This is a genomic window from Paenibacillus sp. V4I7, from assembly GCF_030817275.1.
Lineage (GTDB): Bacteria > Bacillota > Bacilli > Paenibacillales > NBRC-103111 > Paenibacillus_E.
The window spans coordinates 138,860-158,315 of record NZ_JAUSZD010000002.1; the positions used below are offsets into that span (position 1 = coordinate 138,860).

A 19,456-nucleotide genomic window follows, 5' to 3' on the forward strand; every position below is an offset into this window, starting at 1 on the left:
TACAGCAAACAAAGCGGATGAACTTTCCGCTTAAAAAAATGTTCATATGAAACGAATTATGCTACTCTATAGACGAAGCTAACAACGGATTTGTAGCGGATTTTGCGCGTATTCTGCTGTCCTGGGCGGATGGGTCGAATCGGCAAAATGTTTTTGCGAATCAGTGCTTCAACATCGGGCGGGGGTTCATCGTCCCTTGAGCGCAGGAAATGTCTACAAACGTGAACGGCAACTGTGAAGTTGACTTGGTATTGGTGCCGTTTATCCATTTGGGAAATGACTACGTGCGAGGTAATCATTTCAGCGAAATTGTACATGATCATTCTTGCGAAAATCTCTTGGGTGATGGACTCTTGTCTCTTTGCGTGAAAATTCGTCAGACCTACCGTGTATTTTAATGCCCTGAAAGAGGTTTCGATGCCCCATCGCATGTTGTAAATGGACTTGATTTCATCGGGTGGGAAATCAGCGGCAGAAAGATTCGTAATGACGGTTTCATAAGCGCCATTTGGCAAGACGAAACGAACAACCCGAAAGGAAATCGGGTAAAACAAGTTCTCATGCAAATCCAAAAAATCAAAGGTAGACGTGGAAGGGACGAACTTGTAAATCTCGGGATGAGCCCTGACCTCTTTGGTTTGTTTTTTGGTGAGTGTCAGATGAACGTCCAGATCAAACGCTCCGCCAGAGGGCAAACACAAACCCGAAAGAATACCACTGGAATCCAAATCCTTTACCCGTATGACATAATTCCACCCTTTTCGTTCAATATGAGCGAAATTGTTGTAACTTTCATAACCTCTATCGGCAGTAACAATGGTTTTGCCCTTGATGGGGGAACGGTCAACCATAGCAGCCAGCGCCCTTCCCTCATTGCTCAACCTTCGTGGCTGAATAATCGCATCCACGTAAAGTCTATTGCACAAGTCATAGGCTGTGTTCAAATGCAGAAGGTTATAGCCTTTTGTGTTCGGTTGACTTTGAAAATAGGTGTCCGTGTCCGCAGAGTCAGTTGCGATATGCAAATCCGAACCGTCAACGGCAAGTAATCGATACCCACGGTAGTCCTTGATATCGGTATACGATTGCGTAAATTCGTGAAACAAGAATTCCACAGCAGATGGCAGGATTTTATTCCTCTGTTGGACAAATGCAGAGGTGGTTGCGGTATTTACGTCATAGCCCTGCGATTCCAAGAGTTCCTTATATAAGCTGTTGCCCCCCATTGAGATCAGGAGTTGCATAACCGTTTCAAAGGGAAGCTTTTTCTTTCGGGTAAAATCTTTTTCGGGGTTTTTGACAAAAGGTGCTGGTGCAGCTGACATTTCTCGTATGAGGGATGTCAGTGTTTCTTTTAGCGAATTCGAGTACTCATCCATTGGCGTAACCTCCTCGTTTTTTCAAGGGGCTTCGCCACACATTTCCAACTGCTTGTCAAGTTCTTTTTTCTTTTGGACGTAAAAAAAGAGCGGGTTATCTTTTCGATAACCTGCTCTTTTTCTTGATTTTGGCCTTTCGCCTTAACTTAATGACATTGTCGTAGGGCGAACCCTTTTTGCTTTTGTTTCCTGAGTAATTGCCTTGGGTAACGAGCGTCCTTTTTGTAGCTTAGAAACTTTTTTAATAGTCAATATAATTCCTCCCTCTCTCAATCTCATATAATTTATTCTTACGAGATTCAAAGAGTAAGGGACAAGTGAGCATAATATAGTAACTATTGATATAAATACCCTGACATAATGCTGTCAGGGTATTTGCAGTATGATTAAGGTAACACTTGAAATGACGTAAGAACAGTGAAAAGGAGACGATATCTATGACTCATCCAGCACTAGAAATGTACGATTACCACGTATGGGCGAACCAAACCATACTGAATCGATTAAAAGAACTTCCACAGGACGTCTACAATAAGGAGATTCAAAGCGTTTTTCCTACGATATCGAAGGCGATCGCTCATATTTACCTGGTTGATGCGTGCTGGTTAGACATTCTTTCCGGTAAAAGCATGAAGGAAGCGATGGCCGATTCAGCCCCATTGACTGCTGGCGTGGAGTCGAAAGGCATGGAGGAAATGGAGAAGCTGTACGTCCAGATATCAGAGCGGTTTAAGACGCTATTGAACCAACAGGAAAATATGGAAAAGAGAATTATGCTCGATAATCCTTATGCGGGACAGCGTGATACCAGCTTATCTGAAATGGTTCTGCAGGTCGTCAATCACGGAACCTATCACCGCGGTAATATTACGGCTATGCTGCGTCAAATGGGATACGCGTCTGTGATGACCGAGTATGCGCTTTTTTGGTACTCCTGAATAACATAAAACGGCTCTGTCGCAGTGGATGCGAACAGGGCCGTTTTGAGCTAATAGCCTTAATTCATGGATTTTCCTTCAGTGAAAATTTGGAATGTTATACCGAACTTATCGGTTACCTCTCCAAAAGCAGGGCTAAAAAAAGTCTCTTGAAGCGGCATCTTTACTTGACCGCCTTGCTGCAAGGCTTCATAAAACTGTTTTGATTTTTCCGCATCTTTGGTTGTAATACAGATTGTAACGTTATCGCCCTTTTGAAGGGGTTGACCCGGAAATGTATCGGAAAACATAAGGTTGGATTCGCCAACTTGCAACATGGCATGTCCTATGCGATCCTTCGCTTCAGCCGTCATAGGAAAATCGGGGTTTTCCGGCATCTCACCAAAAGTTTGGGTGAATAGAACTTGGGCACCTAATGCTTTTTCGTAAAATTGAATAGCTTCCTTTGCAGTACCGTCCATTACTAGATAAGGGGTTAATCTCACTGACATTATTATTGCCTCCTTGGTTTTCACACTAAAATAGGTTACCTCTTATTATTACCATAATTCCGCTGAAAAATAAAGAACATATGTTTGCGTTTACGAAAATTTCACGATTTCATCTGCATCTCGAAAAAGCTGCCCTCCTTCATTATTTTCCCTCATGTCGAAAATAAGCGTCCTATACTATAATAAAATAGATGAAGTCCGTATTCTCACAACACGAAAGGTGATGGAGACACCAATGAATAAGTCTCGCATGTGGTCGCCCATTCAAAAAGTATTCCATTCGTTCTCTTTAAAGCAAAGAATATGGCTTACCTTTGTTGTTCTGATCACCTTAGGTCTTATGGCAACGGGCAGTATTGCTTATTTGATAGCTTCAAAGGAGATTCAGCGTAATGCCCTGCAGTCTAGCCAAGATACCGTAAATCAATCAGCGCAAATCGTGAATGAACGGTTGAAGAACATTGGTATTGCCGTAAGAGCGCTGATGTTCAGCGATGCCTTCAAACAATTAATGAAGGATGTACAAGCTAATGATAGATCTAGCTACTACAAGTCATTAACCTCATTGCAGTATGTCTTTTCCCAGGTGAAATTCAATGATTCGATGATTGATAGCATTCTGATCGCCACACCGATCGGGGATTTTTATCCAACCTCCAGTGTGCGGAACACGGCGAATTCATTTTATAAATCGGAGATGTATGAGCATTTCAAACAATTGAATCGTGGTTTCTGGAGCCAAGGGCATGTCGATCCATTTTTTACAGGCAAGCAAAGGGTGATATCACTCGTTACAGAAGGCGTAGGCGAAGACTCTTTTACGGTTTATGAACCGATCAATGTATACGTCGTAGTAAATGTGAAAGAAGATGACCTGCGTGATCTCTTTATGGAGAATTTGACCAAAACGAATAAACAATATTATTTCATCAATGCCAAAGGAGAAGATGTGAATTACGCGGATAGGACGAGTAAAGACCATTTTATTCAAAAGCCCGCATTTTTTGAGCAATTGAGTGATCAAATGAAGGGCTCTTTTTTCTACACGAATGATAAAAAGGATTATTTAGTTAATTATTCGCGTTTGGATGTAAAAGACGATTGGATGATTGTCAGTGTTCAAGCGAAGGATGACTTATTGGCCAAATTAAATGGGATTAAAAGAGCAACCACTTATGTGATTATCGGGTTTATTATTTTATCGCTATTCATAACGAATAATTTAACTTATCTACTTTTAAAACCGCTGTACAGACTTCAAAAGCTAATGAAGCGAGTGGAAGAGAATGATCTTTCGGTTCGTTTTGAAAGCGTTTATAAGGATGAGGTATCCCAGGTAGGATTCCGTTTTAACCGGATGCTGGATGAAATTAAGCAGTTGATCGAAGACGTGAAGAACCGTGAGCGTGATAAACGGAAGGCTGAAATTAAGGCGCTGTCGGCCCAGATGGACCCTCATTTTTTCTATAATACGCTGAATACCATTTACTGCAAATCGGTTTTGGGCGAAAACGACGACGTGAACGAAATGATCCTGGCTCTATCGCAAATGTTCCAATTAAGCCTTAGCGGCGGGCGCGATCTGATTACACTGGGTGATGAATTGGAGCATGTTCGTCAATATTTGGCCATTCAGCAAAGGTCCTATGAGAATTTGTTCGTATGCGAATTCGAGGTGGAATCGGAACTGCTCACATGCTTGGTACCTAAGATTATGATTCAACCACTTGTTGAAAACTGCATTTTACACGGATTTAAAGATATGACTTCAGGTGGGGACATTCAGTTTAGCGCTCATGCTGAAGGGGACTGGCTGCATATAACGGTGGAAGACAATGGGCAGGGGCTAGTGCCTGAGAAGCTCCTTCAGGGTATTGTTCACCCGACAACATCCAAGCATGGCTACGCGTTGCGCAATATTTATACCCGTTTACAGCTGTATTTTGGCGATCAACAACGAATGGAGATTACGAATAACGATTTAGGGGGAGCACGAATCGAACTGTGGATCCCAAGTTATGTAAGAGAGGAGGATTTCCATGAACATGAACCGACTGGTTAAATTATGTGTCGTTGATGATATCCGAAGCGTTGTGGACATGATTACGAAGAAGATCCCTTGGCACGAACACGGCATCGAAATCGTGGGAAGCGCAACCAATGGCGAGGAAGGGTTATCCGTCATTCGTGAAAGCTTGCCGGATATTATCCTCACCGATATTCGGATGCCTAAGATGGACGGATTAGAGATGACACGCAGTATATTAGAGGTGCTGCCTAACAGTAAGGTCATTATTTTAAGTGCTTATACGGATTTTGAATATGCACAAAAGGCTATTCAATATGGCGCACTTGATTATGTGAAAAAACCTTTCTCTGTCGACCAAATCGTGAAAGCCATTGTGAAAGCCAAAGAAGTGTGGGAGCAGGAAAATCTTAACCGCACGCACGTGCTCGGGCTTCAGAAGAAGATCAAAGAAAGTATGCCAGCCCTGCGGCAGGAATACTTATCTCTGCTCGTCCATCATCAAACCAGTGAAGCAGAATTGGCTAGATTATCAGACTTCCTGGACATTAATGAGTTGAATCCTCCCTTTGCGGTGATGACGATCCAGATTGATCAATTCACGGACAAATACGGTGAGGTCCCCGTTAAGGAGCTTGAGCTTGCGCGGTTCTCTCTGCAAAATATCGTAGAGGAAACCATCTCCTTCTATACGACGGCAGTTGTGTTTAGGGAAGCGTTTAATCGATATATTTGCATTTTGAATATGGAGTCGGATGAGCCTCTGGTTGAAATTGCGGATCATTGCTGTGCAAATATCGCTAGACACACCAAGTTCACGATTTCAATTGGTATCGGTCAAAGAGTGAATGCGGTGCAGGAGCTTCCGAAAAGCTATCAACAGTCGTTGAGCGCATTGTCTTATCACTTCTATACAGGCGGCAATGGTGCGTTCAGTTACAACGCTGATTCGCCAGATCTCCCCGTGGAGTGGATTTATACGGAGGACAGCGAGAATGAGTTTCTGTTCGCTTTCCGTTCAGGTAATCTGGATAAATGTGTGGAATGGGCGAAGGGCATTTTCAACGAGATGGGTAAAGCGTCTGTCTTACCTGAGCCGGGTGTTGTCGAACGTTTGCTGCAAGGACTCGTGTTACGGATGTTGCGGGTTCTATTGGAAAAATTTCCTCGGGCGAGCATGGTCGATTTCGAGTCGAAAGTCCATGAAATTAGAGGTGAGAGCGGCGCAGATCTGCAAGAGTATCGAGAATGGTTCATTCAATTGTGCGAAATCGGCTGCCGTTTGATTAATCAGGAGAGAGCAAGCGAGTCGCAGAAAATCATTTATCGTTCTGCGGAGTACATCAAATCGAATCTTCATTTGGATTTGACCTTGGAGCATTGCGCGAAACAGGCAAACCTAAGCTGGGGTTATTATTCAAATTTGTTCAAAAAGGTAACCGGAACTGCCTTCCAGCAGTTCGTTACCATAGCGAAAATAGAACGGGCGAAATCAATGCTCATTGAAGACTACCAAGTGCAGGAAATCGCGCAGCAGCTGGGCTATGAGCATAGGCGGTATTTCAGTGAAGTATTCAAGAAACAAACGGGCCTGACGCCGACTGAATTTAAAGATATGTCTCTGGGCAAGTCCTCAAAGCCATGAGGGTTTGCCTTTTTTTTTACGGGATGGGGTAACATGTAGAAATATCTGCCCTTGTTCATGAGTTGACCACATTATCAGAAGGAACGAATTCTTTTAGTATAAAAGTGTAAACAAAAGCTATGACAGAAACAGAACAACACAAGTTTTTGCAAACAAAAAGGGAGGATTACAAATGGTAAAAAGAATTGGGACGGTCACTTTAAGCGTTTTACTGGCAGGCAGTTTGGCAGCATGCGGCAGCAACAATGCGGCAACTAGTACAGCAGCATCCACCAAGCCATCTGAACAACCTGCTAGCGCAGCTCCTGTGAAGAAAGATAAGACGAAGCTTACTTATTGGACGGGTGACCGTCATGATATGGATTACATTAAAGGTGTTGTGCAAAAGTTTAACGAAACGAACGGCGAGAACATTGAAGTCGAAATGGTTGTGAAGACAGAAGATTTCAACCAAGCGATTGATTTGGCCTTCGCTTCCGGACAGGCGCCTGATATTATCCGCGTGAAGGAAAACACGATCCAGCCTTTTGCGCAAAAAGGATATTTGAAGCCAATTGATTCCTACTTAGATGATGCAATCAAGAAGAAATTCCCAGTCATTGATGATTTCAACGAGATTGATGGGAAAATGTACAGCCTTCCGAACTATGGTTCAACACTGAGACTTGTTTATAATAAAGAGCTTTTCGCCAAAGCGGGGATTGCTGCTCCTCCGAAAACATTGAAAGAAATGGTCGAAGATGCGAAGAAAATTACAGCGATAGGCAAAGCAACTGGCTCTTATGGTTTTGCTCAAAACTTCAAAAGCCCGGAAAGCGCACTAGGTCGTTCGGCAAGAGTTATTGCTGAAGCGAGCGGTTACGGCGGATTTGGCTATGATTTCAAAACAGCAAAGTTTGATTTCACAGGATTCAAAGAAGTCATTTCATCGTTCAAACAAATGGTAGATGACGGCAGCACGCTGCCAGGTATGGAATCACTGGATATTGACCCGCTGCGCGCGCAATTCGCAGAAGGCAAAATCGGGATGTACATCTCATTCTCATCGGAACCCGGCGTGTATGCGAATCAGTTCCCGGCCAAAATCGAATGGGCAGCTGCACCGGTTCCGACAATCGATGGCACGATTAAAGGCGCTACCTCCTTCTTGGGCGGTCAATGGTTAGCCCTGAGCAACACAACCAAAAATGCAGACCAAGCTTGGAAGTTCATGGCGTATATGTATAATGAGGAAGTTTTGAAAACGTATCATGAAAAAGGCTTCGGTCTATCCATGGTGCCATCCGTATCTGCCGTTGCTAAGAAACCGGAAATCAAAGGCATTGATGGCTTCCTTCCAGCTGGAAACGACGGCACTTGGCCGCTACAGCCTACCGTAACTGTTGAAGGTATGAAAAAAGATGATGCCTTTTTCAAATACATGATCAGTGGAGGTAATTTGGATCAAATTATTCAAGATCTGAATAAGCGCTACAATGAGGCTCTTGATAAAGCTGTAGCTAAAGGTTCAGTGAAGGTGCAGCCAAATCCAAGCTTCGATCCGATGAAGCTGATGATGAAATAATAGCCATGATATCGCGAGAGTGGAGTGAATAGCTCCACTCTCGCTCTCTAAGTATAGATGTTACAGGAGGGAACGGGATGAACAGGACACGCCAGATCGGGTTTTCATATTTATTTTTATTTCCAAGTTTACTACTGACCATGGTGCTGGGCGTCTATCCGATTGCTTGGGCTATCCGATATATGTTTTATGAATACAAGGGTTTCGGGGAAGCATCATTTATTGGGCTTGATAATTTCAGAAGGCTCTGGCAGGACACGGAGTATTGGCATTCTGTCTTGAATACATTCATTTACGCAGGAGGTAAGTTAATTATTACCTTGCCATTATGCTTAGTTCTAGCCGTTATTCTGAATCAAAAGCTGCGGGGCCGCAATTGGCTAAGAGCCATCTATTTCATGCCGACGATTATTAGTTCTGCTGTCATGGCTGTCGTATTTTTCATTATTTTCAACTCCTATAACGGCATTCTCAATCAATATTTGCTGAAGTTTCACATCATCTCTGAAAGAATCGATTGGCTCGGTCCCAAGCACGCCATGCTTACAACGATCATTATCGCTGTATGGAGCGCGGTAGGCAACTACATGCTGCTGTTCCTTGCCGGTCTTCAAAATATCCCGAATGATGTTTATGAAAGCTCGTCGCTGGACGGCGCCAATAAATGGCAGCAGTTCTGGTACTTAACCATTCCAATGTTAGGACCAGTGCTGCAAATCGTAATCATGCTAGCGATTATTAATTCGCTTAAAGGGTACGAGAGTATTATGGTGTTGACCGAAGGCGGCCCGGTAGGAAAGACGGAAGTGATGTATTTGTACGTATATAAGCTTTTCTTCCCGACACCATCAGGGGTACTTGTGGACCAACAATTCGGCTACGGAAGTGCCGTTGGATTCGTTACAGCCGTCATTGTAGGCATCATCACACTAGCTTATCATGCGATGTCTAGACGTCTGAACAAACTTCAATGAGGGAGGGTGCTGGAAAAATGGAAGTTACTGAAACGTTATCGAATGTACGGATAAATAAACAAACCCAGCCATTTTCATTCGCGAAAATAGGCGGAAGAGTACTGCTCTGGATCTTTTTACTGGTAACAGCCTTACTGATTGTGTTTCCTATTGCCGTGACTTTTCTTGGCTCCTTCATGTCCAATATCGAGATTACGAAAGGCGGGAAGATTTTCCCATCCTCCTGGCAGCTCGTGAATTACAAAGAAGCCTGGGTGCAAGCTAATTTCGCTCGTTTTACATGGAACAGTCTATTTCTGAGCGGAGCAACAACCATCGGAACGCTGATCGTAGCATCGATGGCCGCTTATGTGGTTGACCGGATTAAATTTCCGGGTAAAGCCATTTTCGTCGCGATTCAGGCATCTACCATGTTCATATCGATAGGCGCTGTTGTCATCCGGCCACAATTTGAGCTTATGGTCAAGCTCCACCTGCACACGAATTTATGGGGGGTTGTCCTCATTCTGGTGAGTGGTCATGCGTATATTTTCTTTATTTTGCTGAGCTTTTTACAAGGTATTTCCCGGGAATTAGATGAGGCTGCGCGAATTGACGGCTGCTCCAACGGCGGGATATTTTGGCGAATTATTTTACCTTTGATGCGCCCGGGATTAGGTGTAGGGGCACTGTTTACTTTTTGCGGAGCTTGGAATGAATATTTACGCCCTTTAGTGTTTACGATGACCAATCCCAAACTCCAAACGTTAACTGTCGGATTATCCTATCTTCGCTATGGGGCATCGGCTGCGGTTCAAACGCATTATATGCTGGCAGGGGCTTGTTTATCGATCTTACCGCTGCTGGTCGTGTATATGATCGCGAATAAATCGTTTATGCAAATGACAGCTGGTTCACTGAAAGGCTAGGAGGGGCAGACATGGATAAGAAACGCTTAGAGCGATTACGTGCAAATGCAAGCAAGTCGGAGTTTAGTGAAGCGTTGGCTTTCCTGCAGCAGGAAGCGGACGAGGCTTCCCGAATTACTTATGCGATTAAGTCAGATGAGCAGGGGCAGTGGACACATTATTATCATTGTCATGAGGACGGAACTCGATTGACATTCAATTGGGATACGCCACTCATACATCATTGTCCAACATGCAGCAAGGAGCGTACCGGTGAACCTTTTGACTCAGCATGGACCTCGATTGCGCATAGTAAGATCGGCCAGGCGGTTTACCATATTGCTTTGTTGTACGCTGTTGAATCCGATAAGCATCGCTTAGATATGGTGAAATCCTATTTAATGGCTTATGCAAGTCATTATGGAACGTATCTTATCCATGGTGATATTCCGTATAACGGTCCAGGTAAATTGTTTGCCCAAACGCTGGATGAAGCCCATTGGATCACAGATCTTGCTCTGGGATTCGATGTTATTAAAGAGCATTTAACGCCTCAAGAAGAGGCCCACATTTGTAGTGGTTTGCTTGAACCTTGCGCACGATTTCTAATTGAACACAAAGAAAAGCAAATTCATAATCACTCTGTGTTGATTACATCGGCAATAGCTGCTATTGGTTTGCTGCTTCATGATAACGAAATTAGGCAGTTAGGACTGGAAGGAGAATATGGCCTGCTGGACCAAATCAGTCACGGGATATTTGAGGACGGGTTATGGTACGAAGGCAATGTTCAATATCACTTCTATGCGTTCAAATCGATGCTGCATTATGCGTTGATTGCAGAAGGCACGGAGTGGGAGCTTTGGCATCATAAAGCATTGAAAAGCATGTTTGATTTCCCACTGTACCTCCTATTACCGAGTGGTGTTATGCCAACTCTTAACGACGCAGGTCCGGGTGACCATATGGGCACCTATGCCCCTTATTATGAAATTGCATTGGATATTTACGGGGATGACATGTACCGTTCACTCCTGCATACGGCCTATGGAACGGATTGGGCAGATCAGCAATTTATTGGGATGAACCACGTTAGGCGGGATTCCGTGTATGCCTTGATGTTTGGTCAGGAGCTGAGTACTTCGAATGCCGAGAAGGGCGTTTCCCTATGGGATACAGCTCATCATACCCGGTCCTTAACGTCCAGCGGCTTGACCAAATTGGTGAATGAAAAAGGGTGGCAGGTCATCCTCAAGCATAGTCGCTTCGGCGGTGAGCACGACCATATGGATCGGCTTGGGTTATCCGTTGTCCGCGGAACGGTTCCCTTGCTGATCGACCCGGGTACAACGGCGTACGGCATTCCAACGCACTATGGTTGGTTTAAGCACACTTATTCGCATAATACGGTAAGTCTGAACGGGGCCGATCAGCCGCCACGTGATGGACGGATTGTTCAGCTCGTTGAGGAGAACTGGGGCGTATGGGCGGAGACGGCTGTTGATTGGCTGTCTGAGGATTACCAGATGAAAGAGAGAATCATCCTGCCTCGTGAGCTTAGCCCATGGGATGATAAGTCCTATAAAGGCGCCGTTATCCGAAGAATTAACGTGCTTATGGGGGAGCAGCTATTGGATATCGTTAGCGTAACTGTTCCGGATGCAAGAGAAGTTCATCTGACGAGTCATTTTAGCGGTAAAATGAGACAGAATTCTCTTGTTCGGTGGGAGTCGACGGATGAACAGCTGAGCAAGCTTGATCAGAAGTGGCTGAAAGACAAACAAATGCTGGTATCTGGCGCGCGTTCCTTTTGCTATGGGATGCAAGCAGGAATGTTAGAGCAGCAAATCTGGTGTTCGAAGACGTCGGATATATATACAGCGTTATCGCCGGATAATCCACTGACTGTGGACCGAACATCACTGATTCAACGAGTCACCATTGAGGATAAAGTCCTGTTTGTGCAGGTGCTTAGTTATGACCCGGATCATGGAGGACGACTAAAAGCTGCCAACTCGGCTGATCTTGTTGTTGTTGAGCTGCAAGACGATACGTATCGGATTAAGTTGAAAACGCTGGAAGATCAGTCTGTTTTTTCTGTGGATTTAAGCGGAGAGAAAGCTAAACTCGGCAAGCTAGGATAAAGAAAGACAGTAATCGATTCCATCGCCACATGTCCTAAGTGGAGGCTACCAGAATTGAAGTTATCAAGACGCTGGAAGTATGTTGTTGTAAAAAGTGCAACAATTGGACCTCTATCGTGCTTTCCTCCTTGTTTTTGCTGTATAAAATGCAACAATTCGGAGTGAATACAGGCCATTTTCCCATAAATAGGTCAGAAATGTTGTACATGCTGCAACTCCAACTTGAAAAATGGGCCAAAATTAACAATAAAGCCCCTTGTCGGGTAAAGGTGTGAATGATCGTGCGAAATCGTTTGTCATTTCTTAGTCTTTGGTCGATCAATGACGCTCTAAATCTGGAAGAACTGAAAGCTGGGATCGATGAGCTTCGTCTTGCAGGAGTAGACGGCGTCATTTTTCATCCGAGGTTTTATCCGAATACGCCCGCTTATATGAGTGAATCGTATTTGAACATCATATCTGACTTAATTATCTACGCGAAGACTACGGGGATGATCTTCTGGATGTATGATGAAAATGGTTGGCCTTCCGGTACGGCAGGCGGTGAAGTCATGAAGAGACTTCCGAATTCAACATGTAAGTGGGTCGAATGGGTTTCAGATCAGGATGAACATGGAGGCCGCATCTCGTTTGGCTCGAAATTGGCGGTCTCCTCCTTAGATCCGGTAGCCACGCACACATTTATTGATATCACTTATGATGGTTATCGCAAAGGGTTATCCGCTGAAGCGTTCGACTATGTGACTGGCTTCTTCTCTGACGAGGTGGCGTTTCTCGATGGGCATGGCATCACGGTCAAAACAGGTGCAATTCCTTGGGATGATCGGTTCGCGCAGCAATATGAAGCGAAATACGGGGAAGCGCTGCTTCCTTTATTGCCGCTTCTGTTTATCGAAGGAGAAGGCTACGAGCGCTTCCGTGTCCGCTACTGGGAGCTGTTGACAGACGCGATCCTTGCAGGTTTCTATCAACCAGTGGCAGATTGGTGCGAAACCTATGGCAAGAAGTTTACAGCTCATCTTAAAGCGGAGGAAAGTCCATTCTTTCAGCTCTCTTATAGTGGCTCTTGCTTTCAGGTGCTAAAAGCGGTTGAAACGCCGGCCATCGATGCTTTGGAGCGTTACCCAGGGAATAATTACTATCCACGGATCGTTCACTCTGTTGCTATGCAGCAGGGACGGAGCGCTTCTCTCGTTGAAGCCATGGGCGGCAGCGGTTGGGGTGTTTCCCCTGAATCCTTCACGAATTATGTCATGTGGCTGGCGAGTCACGGTATTGAGCAATTCGTGCTTCATTTAAATCAACTAAAGCTGAATACGAAAGCCATTCAAGACTGGCCGCCGTCTATGCCCAACCATGTGACGTGGAAAGATGCCTTTCCAGCACTGCTGGCATCGCTCCAAGAGCAAGCGGCGATGCTGCCCGATTTGAAGGCGAAACCAAATGTCTTGATCGTTACGCCAACTCGCGGCATTATGGCAACTTTCGACCCAAAAGACACCATGCAAATGAATGAACACGATGGCTCCAACATTCCGAGATCAGCCTCCGGTATCATCAATGAGAAGCTGCTGGCACTAGTGGAAGCTTGTTATGCGTCTGGGATTCATTACGAATTATCCGAGGAGCGGGTGATCGAGGAAGACGGTATCCTCATGAATGGCACTCTACGGATCGGAAAGCGTGACTATAACCATGTGCTGGTGGCAGATGGCTGCAGATGGAACGATACGGGGATGGAAGATAAGATGCGATCAGCCGGCATCCTTGTTTACGGTTCGGACAACTGGCAAGAACTGCTGCCAAGTAGAGTACCTGAGATACCGAACGATGAAGTGAGTTCTCGTGTGAGACAGTCACCTTGGACCGTTCAACCTCCGCAAACGAATCAAATCTATGTAGAGTTTCAAGATCAGTCAGATGGTAAATTAACGGCGGAATTGTCCTTGGAACAGCCGGTAAAGATCGGCAGTATGCTGCTCTTTGTACACGATCGTGTACAGGAAGTTCGGATTAACGGACAATCACTTACGATCGTTCCTAAGCATGGCGGTTTTGAAGTCAATGTGCCAGAGATTGTTTTTGCCTTAGCAAGCAAGCTCACCATCGAGGTTTCTCCGTTAGAGGGAGGGGAAGCTTGTCCAATTGCTTTTCTGCGCGGCCGATTTGCAGTAATCAGTCAAGATGAGCCGATGGAAAAGGATGAACATCAGTGGATGCTAAAGGGACCATTTAAGCTAGTTCCCATGCCTGCAGCTATTGACGGGGCTAACCTCATATCATCCGGTTTCCCGTTCGCTGGCTTACCGATTACCATGAGCAAAATGATCCATATGGATGAAAAAAGCGTCACAACATTGCAGTTAACCGATGTTCAGGCCTCTGCAGCGCGTGTTTGGTTGGCGGGTGAAGAGCTGGGATGGTGCTGGGGACCGGACTTTCAAGTGCCAACTCCGAAGGAGCTGGCTGCAGGTTCTTATGAACTGAAGGTTAATCTTTATCCAAGCACGTTCAACATGTATGGCCCCCATCGTCACATCGACGGTGATCGGTACTTGACGAGTCCCGACCAATATAAAGGAATCAAAAATTTTGCAGATCGCCCTGATGCTCCTGAGTTAACCAAGGTGAAGGAGTCGCATTTCGTCAAATGGGGCATTTCGGGTGATGTACGGTTTATCCATCAGAAATGAGTGTGATAATATGACGATTGCAGATCCAAACTCCTATCTGGTTGATATGGTGGATGCGAATCGCTATGTGATGTCTTTAGCAGAGGTAGAACCTTACGGATAGAAATATGAAATGACCCACTAAGGCTATTGGCCTAGAAGTGGGTCATTTTTTGTCGAATATATCAACTTTATATCCGAAATATGGTAGCATTCCCTCTGGTTTTCAGCTAGACTGAAGGAAGCTATTTACGAATATCATGTTAAATTGGGGTGGCAGCATGGCTAAAAAAGGTTTATCTATAGGGAAAAAGGCAGCACCATTTCGACTAGATTCTACACAAGGTATTAAGGGACTGGAAGATTTCAAGGGCAAGCCGCTAGTTATTATTTTTTTACGTGGAACATGGTGCCATAATTGCCAGAAACAGATGCCAGAGTTAAATGAGTATTATGAACGATTTTTGGAAAAGGGCATCAATCTTATTGCCATCGCTGGTCAAAAGCTAGCCAACATCAAAGATTATGTTAATGCCAATGGCATCAAATTCCCCATTCTTTCGGACGAAACGAGAGAAGTCATAAAGTCTTATGAGGTTTTCACGCCAATTAAATGGGACTCATTCCGAATTGCGATTCCAAGCACGTATATTATTGATGAACATCAAACCATTCGTTATTCCTATATTGGTGAGAACCAAGCGGATCGACCGTCTGCGAAGGAGATTTTAGAAGTGATAGATACCCTTTCTATTGTATCTGACCAAGGTAACTCGATCCAAGAGGAGCTTCCGGTTTTCTTAGCGAATATGAAATCCACTCTTCAGCACGTGAATACTTCTGCTGCCTATGTGACGAAGAGTATAGAGGACAATCTACATAATATTGAAGGACTTAAGAAAGCTTCTCTAGGTAATTATGAGCAATTAGAGGAGTTTGTCAGTGTTTATGAGAAAAAGTCTGAGGAATTAAACCAATATAGTTATCAGCTGAACACAACATCCGATGAATTCACGGATATTCAGCAGTTGAATCAACAATTAAGTCATAACATTCAAACGACACGCGGATTGATGGATGAATTAATTAGTATGACCCTTGTCGTTAATGAGATGAGTGAGGTCATCTCCAAAATTTCCCGACAAACCAAAATTCTAGCGCTAAATGCATCCATTGAAGCTGCTCGTGCAGGAGAGCATGGCAAAGGCTTCGCCGTTGTCGCCCAGGAAGTGAGCAAACTGGCTCATGGAACGGAGGAGTCGGCAGGTAATATCACAGCGCAGCTGCAAGCGATTGATGAGAAAATTAATGAAAGCTTTTCGTCTTTTTCTACGTTTGAAGAAACGATGAATACGGTAAGAGAACGAATATCCGTAAATTCAGCCCATATCCTTACCATATCGGATGGAGTTAAAGTGATCGCCAATGACACGCTGCAGCTAGGTACCGAACTGAACCACATCAAGGATAGCCAGCACCAAGCGCAAATTGATCTGAGTAAAATTGGGGAAGTTGAAACGACGATAAATAGTGAAGTAAGTGAGATCTTACAGGATATGCACTATCATGTGGACCAACTGAATGCTTTGGATGAGAGAACGAAAAAGACGAAATAATGATTTTCCAGAGTAATTGAAAACACCTTTTCATGGACGCATTTTAGCGTATTTTGAAAAGGTGTTTTTTTTACAATTTCGCCCTTATAACAAAACGGGTTGCCCCAATTCCACAGATTTGTAACCCGCTAAGGCGACAACGGTTGAACGTAATCCATCTTCCCCGGTGATCGGCACCTGTTCGCCATTCAGCAGGGCATCAACAAATGCCTTCACCAAGTAATCATCCATGGAGTCACCCTAGAAATTCCATACGCCTTTTCCATTTTCCATACTATATAGCTCGTTTTTTTGAGCAAAACCATCGACCGAAATGGTTCCTTTCGTATCGATGATCGTCATCGTCACGTCTCCCCAGGTAGGGAATGACGCGTTCCGCGACTAGCTAGTGTCTAAGACGCCAAACACCCCACTTACGAACTTGACATGTATCATACCAGCATCATCAATATCCAGATTATCGTTAAATAAAGTGGCTGAATAGGCGTAGACTTCTTTCACTTCGGATTTGGTCATCCAATTCATCAAGTCCATGACGTGTACGGTATGATCCAACAAAGCCTCGCCACCGGATAACTCCGATTGGAGGAACCAACCTGAAGGAAGTGAACCGCGATTTGTACCCTTATATCGCCGATCTCTCCCTGTTCGACTGCTTCTTTCGCTTTAATAACCGAAGCCAAATACCGGCATGGAAACGCAGTCATAAGCTGAACCCCGTTTTCCTTACAAGCGGTAATCATGGATTCCATTTCGGAGACGGAAATGCCAAGCGGCTTTTCACAAAGCACATGCTTGCCGGATCTCGCAGCCGCTATCTTTAACTCTGCGTGACGAGCATTTTCCGAGCATATGACGACTGCGTCAAGATCTGTGGCGAGCAAATCCTCATAATTTTCATAATAGGGCAGTCCATAATTGGTCGTTACTTCTTCTATGCGGCTTTTAATCTCGTCAGCGATACCGGTAATTTCGACATTCGACATGGCCCTGAGCGAATTCAAATAAGAGTATGCATGGCCGTGTGCAAAACTGATCATACCTACTTTTAATTTCTTCATGCTGTTTCCTCCCCGAGCTTTGAGCTCAGCTGCAGTTGAACGGACTTCCCTGTACGTACTGATTCCAGCGCAGCCATGGTAATTTCCAATGCTTTATAAGCATCGTTAGCCGTTACGATGGATTCGCTTCCATCTCGAATGCATTGAATGAAATAGGCTATCTCCAAGTCATAGGGGCTAGAGAATCCTGGACTTTGCGGAACTTCGGCGAAACGTCTATCTGAATCGGAAGGGGCTTTGCAGATTTGCAGAGAACTGCTTTTTTGACTATCGTTTCGAATGATGCCTTTGCTGCCCGCAATTTCCACAGCAGTTTGGAAGGGGCCGTGATATCCCCAAAATGCTTCCAGATTGTGATATTATGGTAATATAAGGACGCATTGAAGACTTGTCTTTATTGTATTGGCTTCATACAATGGGAGTAAAGGTAACAACACTATATGTTAGGAGAGCTGCATGATGCGTTTTAAAGATGTGTTTTCGATCATCGGACCATCTATGATCGGTCCATCAAGCTCTCATACCGCAGGAGCGGTCCGGCTAGGACGTGTTGCCAGACAACTGCTTGGCGAACAGCCGAAGAAGGTTGAAATCACCCTATACGGTTCTTTCGCGGATACCTACCGGGGGCATGGCACCGATTTGGCGCTCATTGGCGGTCTACTGGATTATGAAACCGATGATCCGCGTATTCCTGTTGCTGCTGAAGAGGCAGAAGCGCTTGGTGTGGAGATTGCCTTTCTTACAAGTAAAGATAAAGCTGATCATCCCAACACCGTTCGATTCATTCTTACATCCGATACACGGGAATTGAGTATGACGGGAGCATCGATCGGCGGAGGCAATGTTGAGATTGTAAATGTGAATCAATTTGATGTAAAATTTACTGCGGTATACCCTACATTAGTTATTTCCCATCATGATCGTCCAGGCATGATTGCAGATATTACAGCCTTATTGGGGCGCAGCCAAATCAATATTGGTTTCATGGATTTGGATCGGAAGGGTCGCGATCGGGAAGCGATGACAGTGATCGAAACGGATGTATCGATTCCGGATTCGCTTATAGAAGAGCTTAAGAATTTAAGTATGATACACGAAATAAAAAAAGTGGACCTCGCAGAAAGAGGCGAATAAATGAGATTCCGGACATTGAAACAATTAACGGAAGTCTGTACTTCCGAAGGATTAACCATTGCTGAAGTCATGCTTGCTGATCAAAGTCAAGAATCGGGTAAATCACCTGGGTATGTATTCGAAAAGATGCGGGCGTATTACCAAATCATGAAAGAAGCCGTTGCCAAAGGATTGACTGAAGATACAACATCCCGAAGCGGGTTGACGGGGAAAGACGCTCAACGTGTTACGAGCTACATGACAACGACAGAAGCGTCCTTAGGTGAAGAAGCCTGCAAAGCAATGGCTTATGCGCTTGCTGTATCAGAAGTTAACGCATCCATGGGACGTATCATTGCCACACCGACAGCTGGCTCCTGTGGGATTATCCCCGGTGTTTTCATTAGCAGTCAGCAGCGATTTGGATGGGATGACGACCATATGGTAAATGGCTTGTTAAGCGCTGGTGCCATCGGTTATGTTATCGCCAACAACTCCTTCGTCTCCGGTGCAGAAGGAGGATGCCAAGCTGAAGTTGGGTCCGCCATTGGTATGGCGGCAGGTGCGCTCGTGGAGCTTCGCGGCGGTTCGCCGGAACAGGCGATGCACGCAGTGGGGCTTGCGCTGAAGAATACCTTGGGGCTCATATGCGACCCCGTTGGCGGTTTGGTTGAGATTCCTTGTATCGTCCGTAATGGATTTGGGGCGGTTAATGCCATGGCAGCAGCCGATATGGCTTTAGCCGGTGTCAGATCCGTTATTCCTTCGGATGAAGTCGTTCAAGTGATGTATGAAGTAGGCACGGCTATGCCGGAGAAACACCGCGAGACAGCCAAAGGTGGCTTAGCCCAGACACCGACAGGTCAACAAATCATGAAAGAGCTGAATTTGGGCAAGAAGCAGCGTTAATAATCAAGTCTGTGGGTGGGGTTTTCGCCTGCGG

14 protein-coding genes and 1 pseudogene are annotated in these 19,456 nt (G+C 44.9%); 11 read left to right on the forward strand and 4 right to left on the reverse strand.

Translation table 11 applies throughout. From position 1 onward, the window contains the following. Nucleotides 1-56: 56 nt before the first annotated feature. Complete coding sequence (locus tag QFZ80_RS01880; RefSeq protein ID WP_307556960.1) at nucleotides 57-1,379, reverse strand: IS4 family transposase; 1,323 nt, start codon at nucleotides 1,377-1,379, stop codon at nucleotides 57-59. Nucleotides 1,380-1,816: 437 nt separating this feature from the next. Here QFZ80_RS01880 and QFZ80_RS01885 point away from each other — a divergent pair, with 437 nt between their 5' ends. After that, entirely contained in the window at nucleotides 1,817-2,317 is a 501-nt protein-coding gene (locus tag QFZ80_RS01885) for a DinB family protein (RefSeq protein WP_307556963.1), read from the forward strand. A 59-nt stretch (nucleotides 2,318-2,376) separates the two neighbouring features. Here QFZ80_RS01885 and QFZ80_RS01890 read toward each other — a convergent pair whose 3' ends face one another. Then, on the reverse strand, nucleotides 2,377-2,808 hold the full coding sequence (locus QFZ80_RS01890) for a VOC family protein (protein ID WP_307555750.1): 432 nt from the start codon (nucleotides 2,806-2,808) through the stop codon (nucleotides 2,377-2,379). 235 nt (nucleotides 2,809-3,043) lie between these two features. Between QFZ80_RS01890 and QFZ80_RS01895 the strand changes: the two genes are divergently transcribed. The 8 genes from QFZ80_RS01895 to QFZ80_RS01930 all read left to right on the forward strand — a co-directional run bounded on the left by QFZ80_RS01895 (nucleotide 3,044) and on the right by QFZ80_RS01930 (nucleotide 16,336). After that, nucleotides 3,044-4,870: a sensor histidine kinase gene (locus QFZ80_RS01895; protein WP_307549365.1), complete on the forward strand. Its 1,827-nt coding sequence runs from the start codon at nucleotides 3,044-3,046 to the stop codon at nucleotides 4,868-4,870. Beyond that, nucleotides 4,848-6,479: a response regulator gene (locus tag QFZ80_RS01900; RefSeq protein WP_307556965.1), complete on the forward strand. Its 1,632-nt coding sequence runs from the start codon at nucleotides 4,848-4,850 to the stop codon at nucleotides 6,477-6,479. Before QFZ80_RS01895 ends, QFZ80_RS01900 begins: the two co-directional genes overlap by 23 nt. A gap of 172 nt (nucleotides 6,480-6,651) precedes the next feature. After that, nucleotides 6,652-8,043: an ABC transporter substrate-binding protein gene (locus QFZ80_RS01905; RefSeq protein WP_307556967.1), complete on the forward strand. Its 1,392-nt coding sequence runs from the start codon at nucleotides 6,652-6,654 to the stop codon at nucleotides 8,041-8,043. A gap of 77 nt (nucleotides 8,044-8,120) precedes the next feature. Further along, nucleotides 8,121-9,017: a carbohydrate ABC transporter permease gene (locus QFZ80_RS01910; protein WP_307556969.1), complete on the forward strand. Its 897-nt coding sequence runs from the start codon at nucleotides 8,121-8,123 to the stop codon at nucleotides 9,015-9,017. Nucleotides 9,018-9,034: 17 nt separating this feature from the next. Then, nucleotides 9,035-9,925, forward strand: a complete 891-nt coding sequence (locus tag QFZ80_RS01915) for a carbohydrate ABC transporter permease (protein ID WP_082588218.1) — start codon at nucleotides 9,035-9,037, stop codon at nucleotides 9,923-9,925. An 11-nt stretch (nucleotides 9,926-9,936) separates the two neighbouring features. Beyond that, the gene (locus tag QFZ80_RS01920; RefSeq protein ID WP_307556972.1) at nucleotides 9,937-12,048 is read left to right on the forward strand and encodes a heparinase II/III domain-containing protein; all 2,112 of its coding nucleotides are present in this window, start codon (nucleotides 9,937-9,939) and stop codon (nucleotides 12,046-12,048) included. A gap of 281 nt (nucleotides 12,049-12,329) precedes the next feature. Continuing rightward, nucleotides 12,330-14,741, forward strand: coding sequence for a hypothetical protein (locus QFZ80_RS01925; RefSeq protein WP_307556975.1), 2,412 nt, complete (start codon nucleotides 12,330-12,332; stop codon nucleotides 14,739-14,741). Nucleotides 14,742-15,001: 260 nt separating this feature from the next. Then, nucleotides 15,002-16,336 carry a redoxin domain-containing protein gene (locus tag QFZ80_RS01930; RefSeq protein ID WP_307549352.1) on the forward strand — a complete coding sequence of 445 codons (1,335 nt, stop codon included), beginning with the start codon at nucleotides 15,002-15,004 and terminating at the stop codon, nucleotides 16,334-16,336. 84 nt (nucleotides 16,337-16,420) lie between these two features. Here the strand turns inward: QFZ80_RS01930 and QFZ80_RS01935 are convergent. Further along, nucleotides 16,421-17,397: pseudogene (locus QFZ80_RS01935) on the reverse strand (Gfo/Idh/MocA family protein). Next, the gene (locus QFZ80_RS01940) at nucleotides 17,394-17,705 is read right to left on the reverse strand and encodes a Gfo/Idh/MocA family oxidoreductase (RefSeq protein WP_307556977.1); all 312 of its coding nucleotides are present in this window, start codon (nucleotides 17,703-17,705) and stop codon (nucleotides 17,394-17,396) included. Before QFZ80_RS01940 ends, QFZ80_RS01935 begins: the two are co-directional and overlap by 4 nt. Before the next feature lie 151 nt (nucleotides 17,706-17,856). Between QFZ80_RS01940 and sdaAB the strand changes: the two genes are divergently transcribed. Further along, entirely contained in the window at nucleotides 17,857-18,534 is a 678-nt protein-coding gene (gene sdaAB, locus QFZ80_RS01945; protein ID WP_307555748.1) for an L-serine ammonia-lyase, iron-sulfur-dependent subunit beta, read from the forward strand. Continuing rightward, complete coding sequence (gene sdaAA / locus QFZ80_RS01950) at nucleotides 18,535-19,422, forward strand: L-serine ammonia-lyase, iron-sulfur-dependent, subunit alpha (protein WP_307549350.1); 888 nt, start codon at nucleotides 18,535-18,537, stop codon at nucleotides 19,420-19,422. Nucleotides 19,423-19,456 lie beyond the last annotated feature (34 nt).

Excerpts from the sequence above, each read along its gene's own strand:
- QFZ80_RS01880 (WP_307556960.1), bottom strand. The coding sequence starts at position 1,379 with ATGGATGAGTACTCGAATTCGCTAAAAGAAACACTGACATCCCTCATA.
- QFZ80_RS01885 (WP_307556963.1), top strand. The coding sequence starts at position 1,817 with ATGACTCATCCAGCACTAGAAATGTACGATTACCACGTATGGGCGAAC.
- QFZ80_RS01890 (WP_307555750.1), bottom strand. The coding sequence starts at position 2,808 with ATGTCAGTGAGATTAACCCCTTATCTAGTAATGGACGGTACTGCAAAG.
- QFZ80_RS01895 (WP_307549365.1), top strand. The coding sequence starts at position 3,044 with ATGAATAAGTCTCGCATGTGGTCGCCCATTCAAAAAGTATTCCATTCG.
- QFZ80_RS01900 (WP_307556965.1), top strand. The coding sequence starts at position 4,848 with ATGAACATGAACCGACTGGTTAAATTATGTGTCGTTGATGATATCCGA.
- QFZ80_RS01905 (WP_307556967.1), top strand. The coding sequence starts at position 6,652 with ATGGTAAAAAGAATTGGGACGGTCACTTTAAGCGTTTTACTGGCAGGC.
- QFZ80_RS01910 (WP_307556969.1), top strand. The coding sequence starts at position 8,121 with ATGAACAGGACACGCCAGATCGGGTTTTCATATTTATTTTTATTTCCA.
- QFZ80_RS01915 (WP_082588218.1), top strand. The coding sequence starts at position 9,035 with ATGGAAGTTACTGAAACGTTATCGAATGTACGGATAAATAAACAAACC.
- QFZ80_RS01920 (WP_307556972.1), top strand. The coding sequence starts at position 9,937 with ATGGATAAGAAACGCTTAGAGCGATTACGTGCAAATGCAAGCAAGTCG.
- QFZ80_RS01930 (WP_307549352.1), top strand. The coding sequence starts at position 15,002 with ATGGCTAAAAAAGGTTTATCTATAGGGAAAAAGGCAGCACCATTTCGA.
- sdaAB (WP_307555748.1), top strand. The coding sequence starts at position 17,857 with ATGCGTTTTAAAGATGTGTTTTCGATCATCGGACCATCTATGATCGGT.
- sdaAA (WP_307549350.1), top strand. The coding sequence starts at position 18,535 with ATGAGATTCCGGACATTGAAACAATTAACGGAAGTCTGTACTTCCGAA.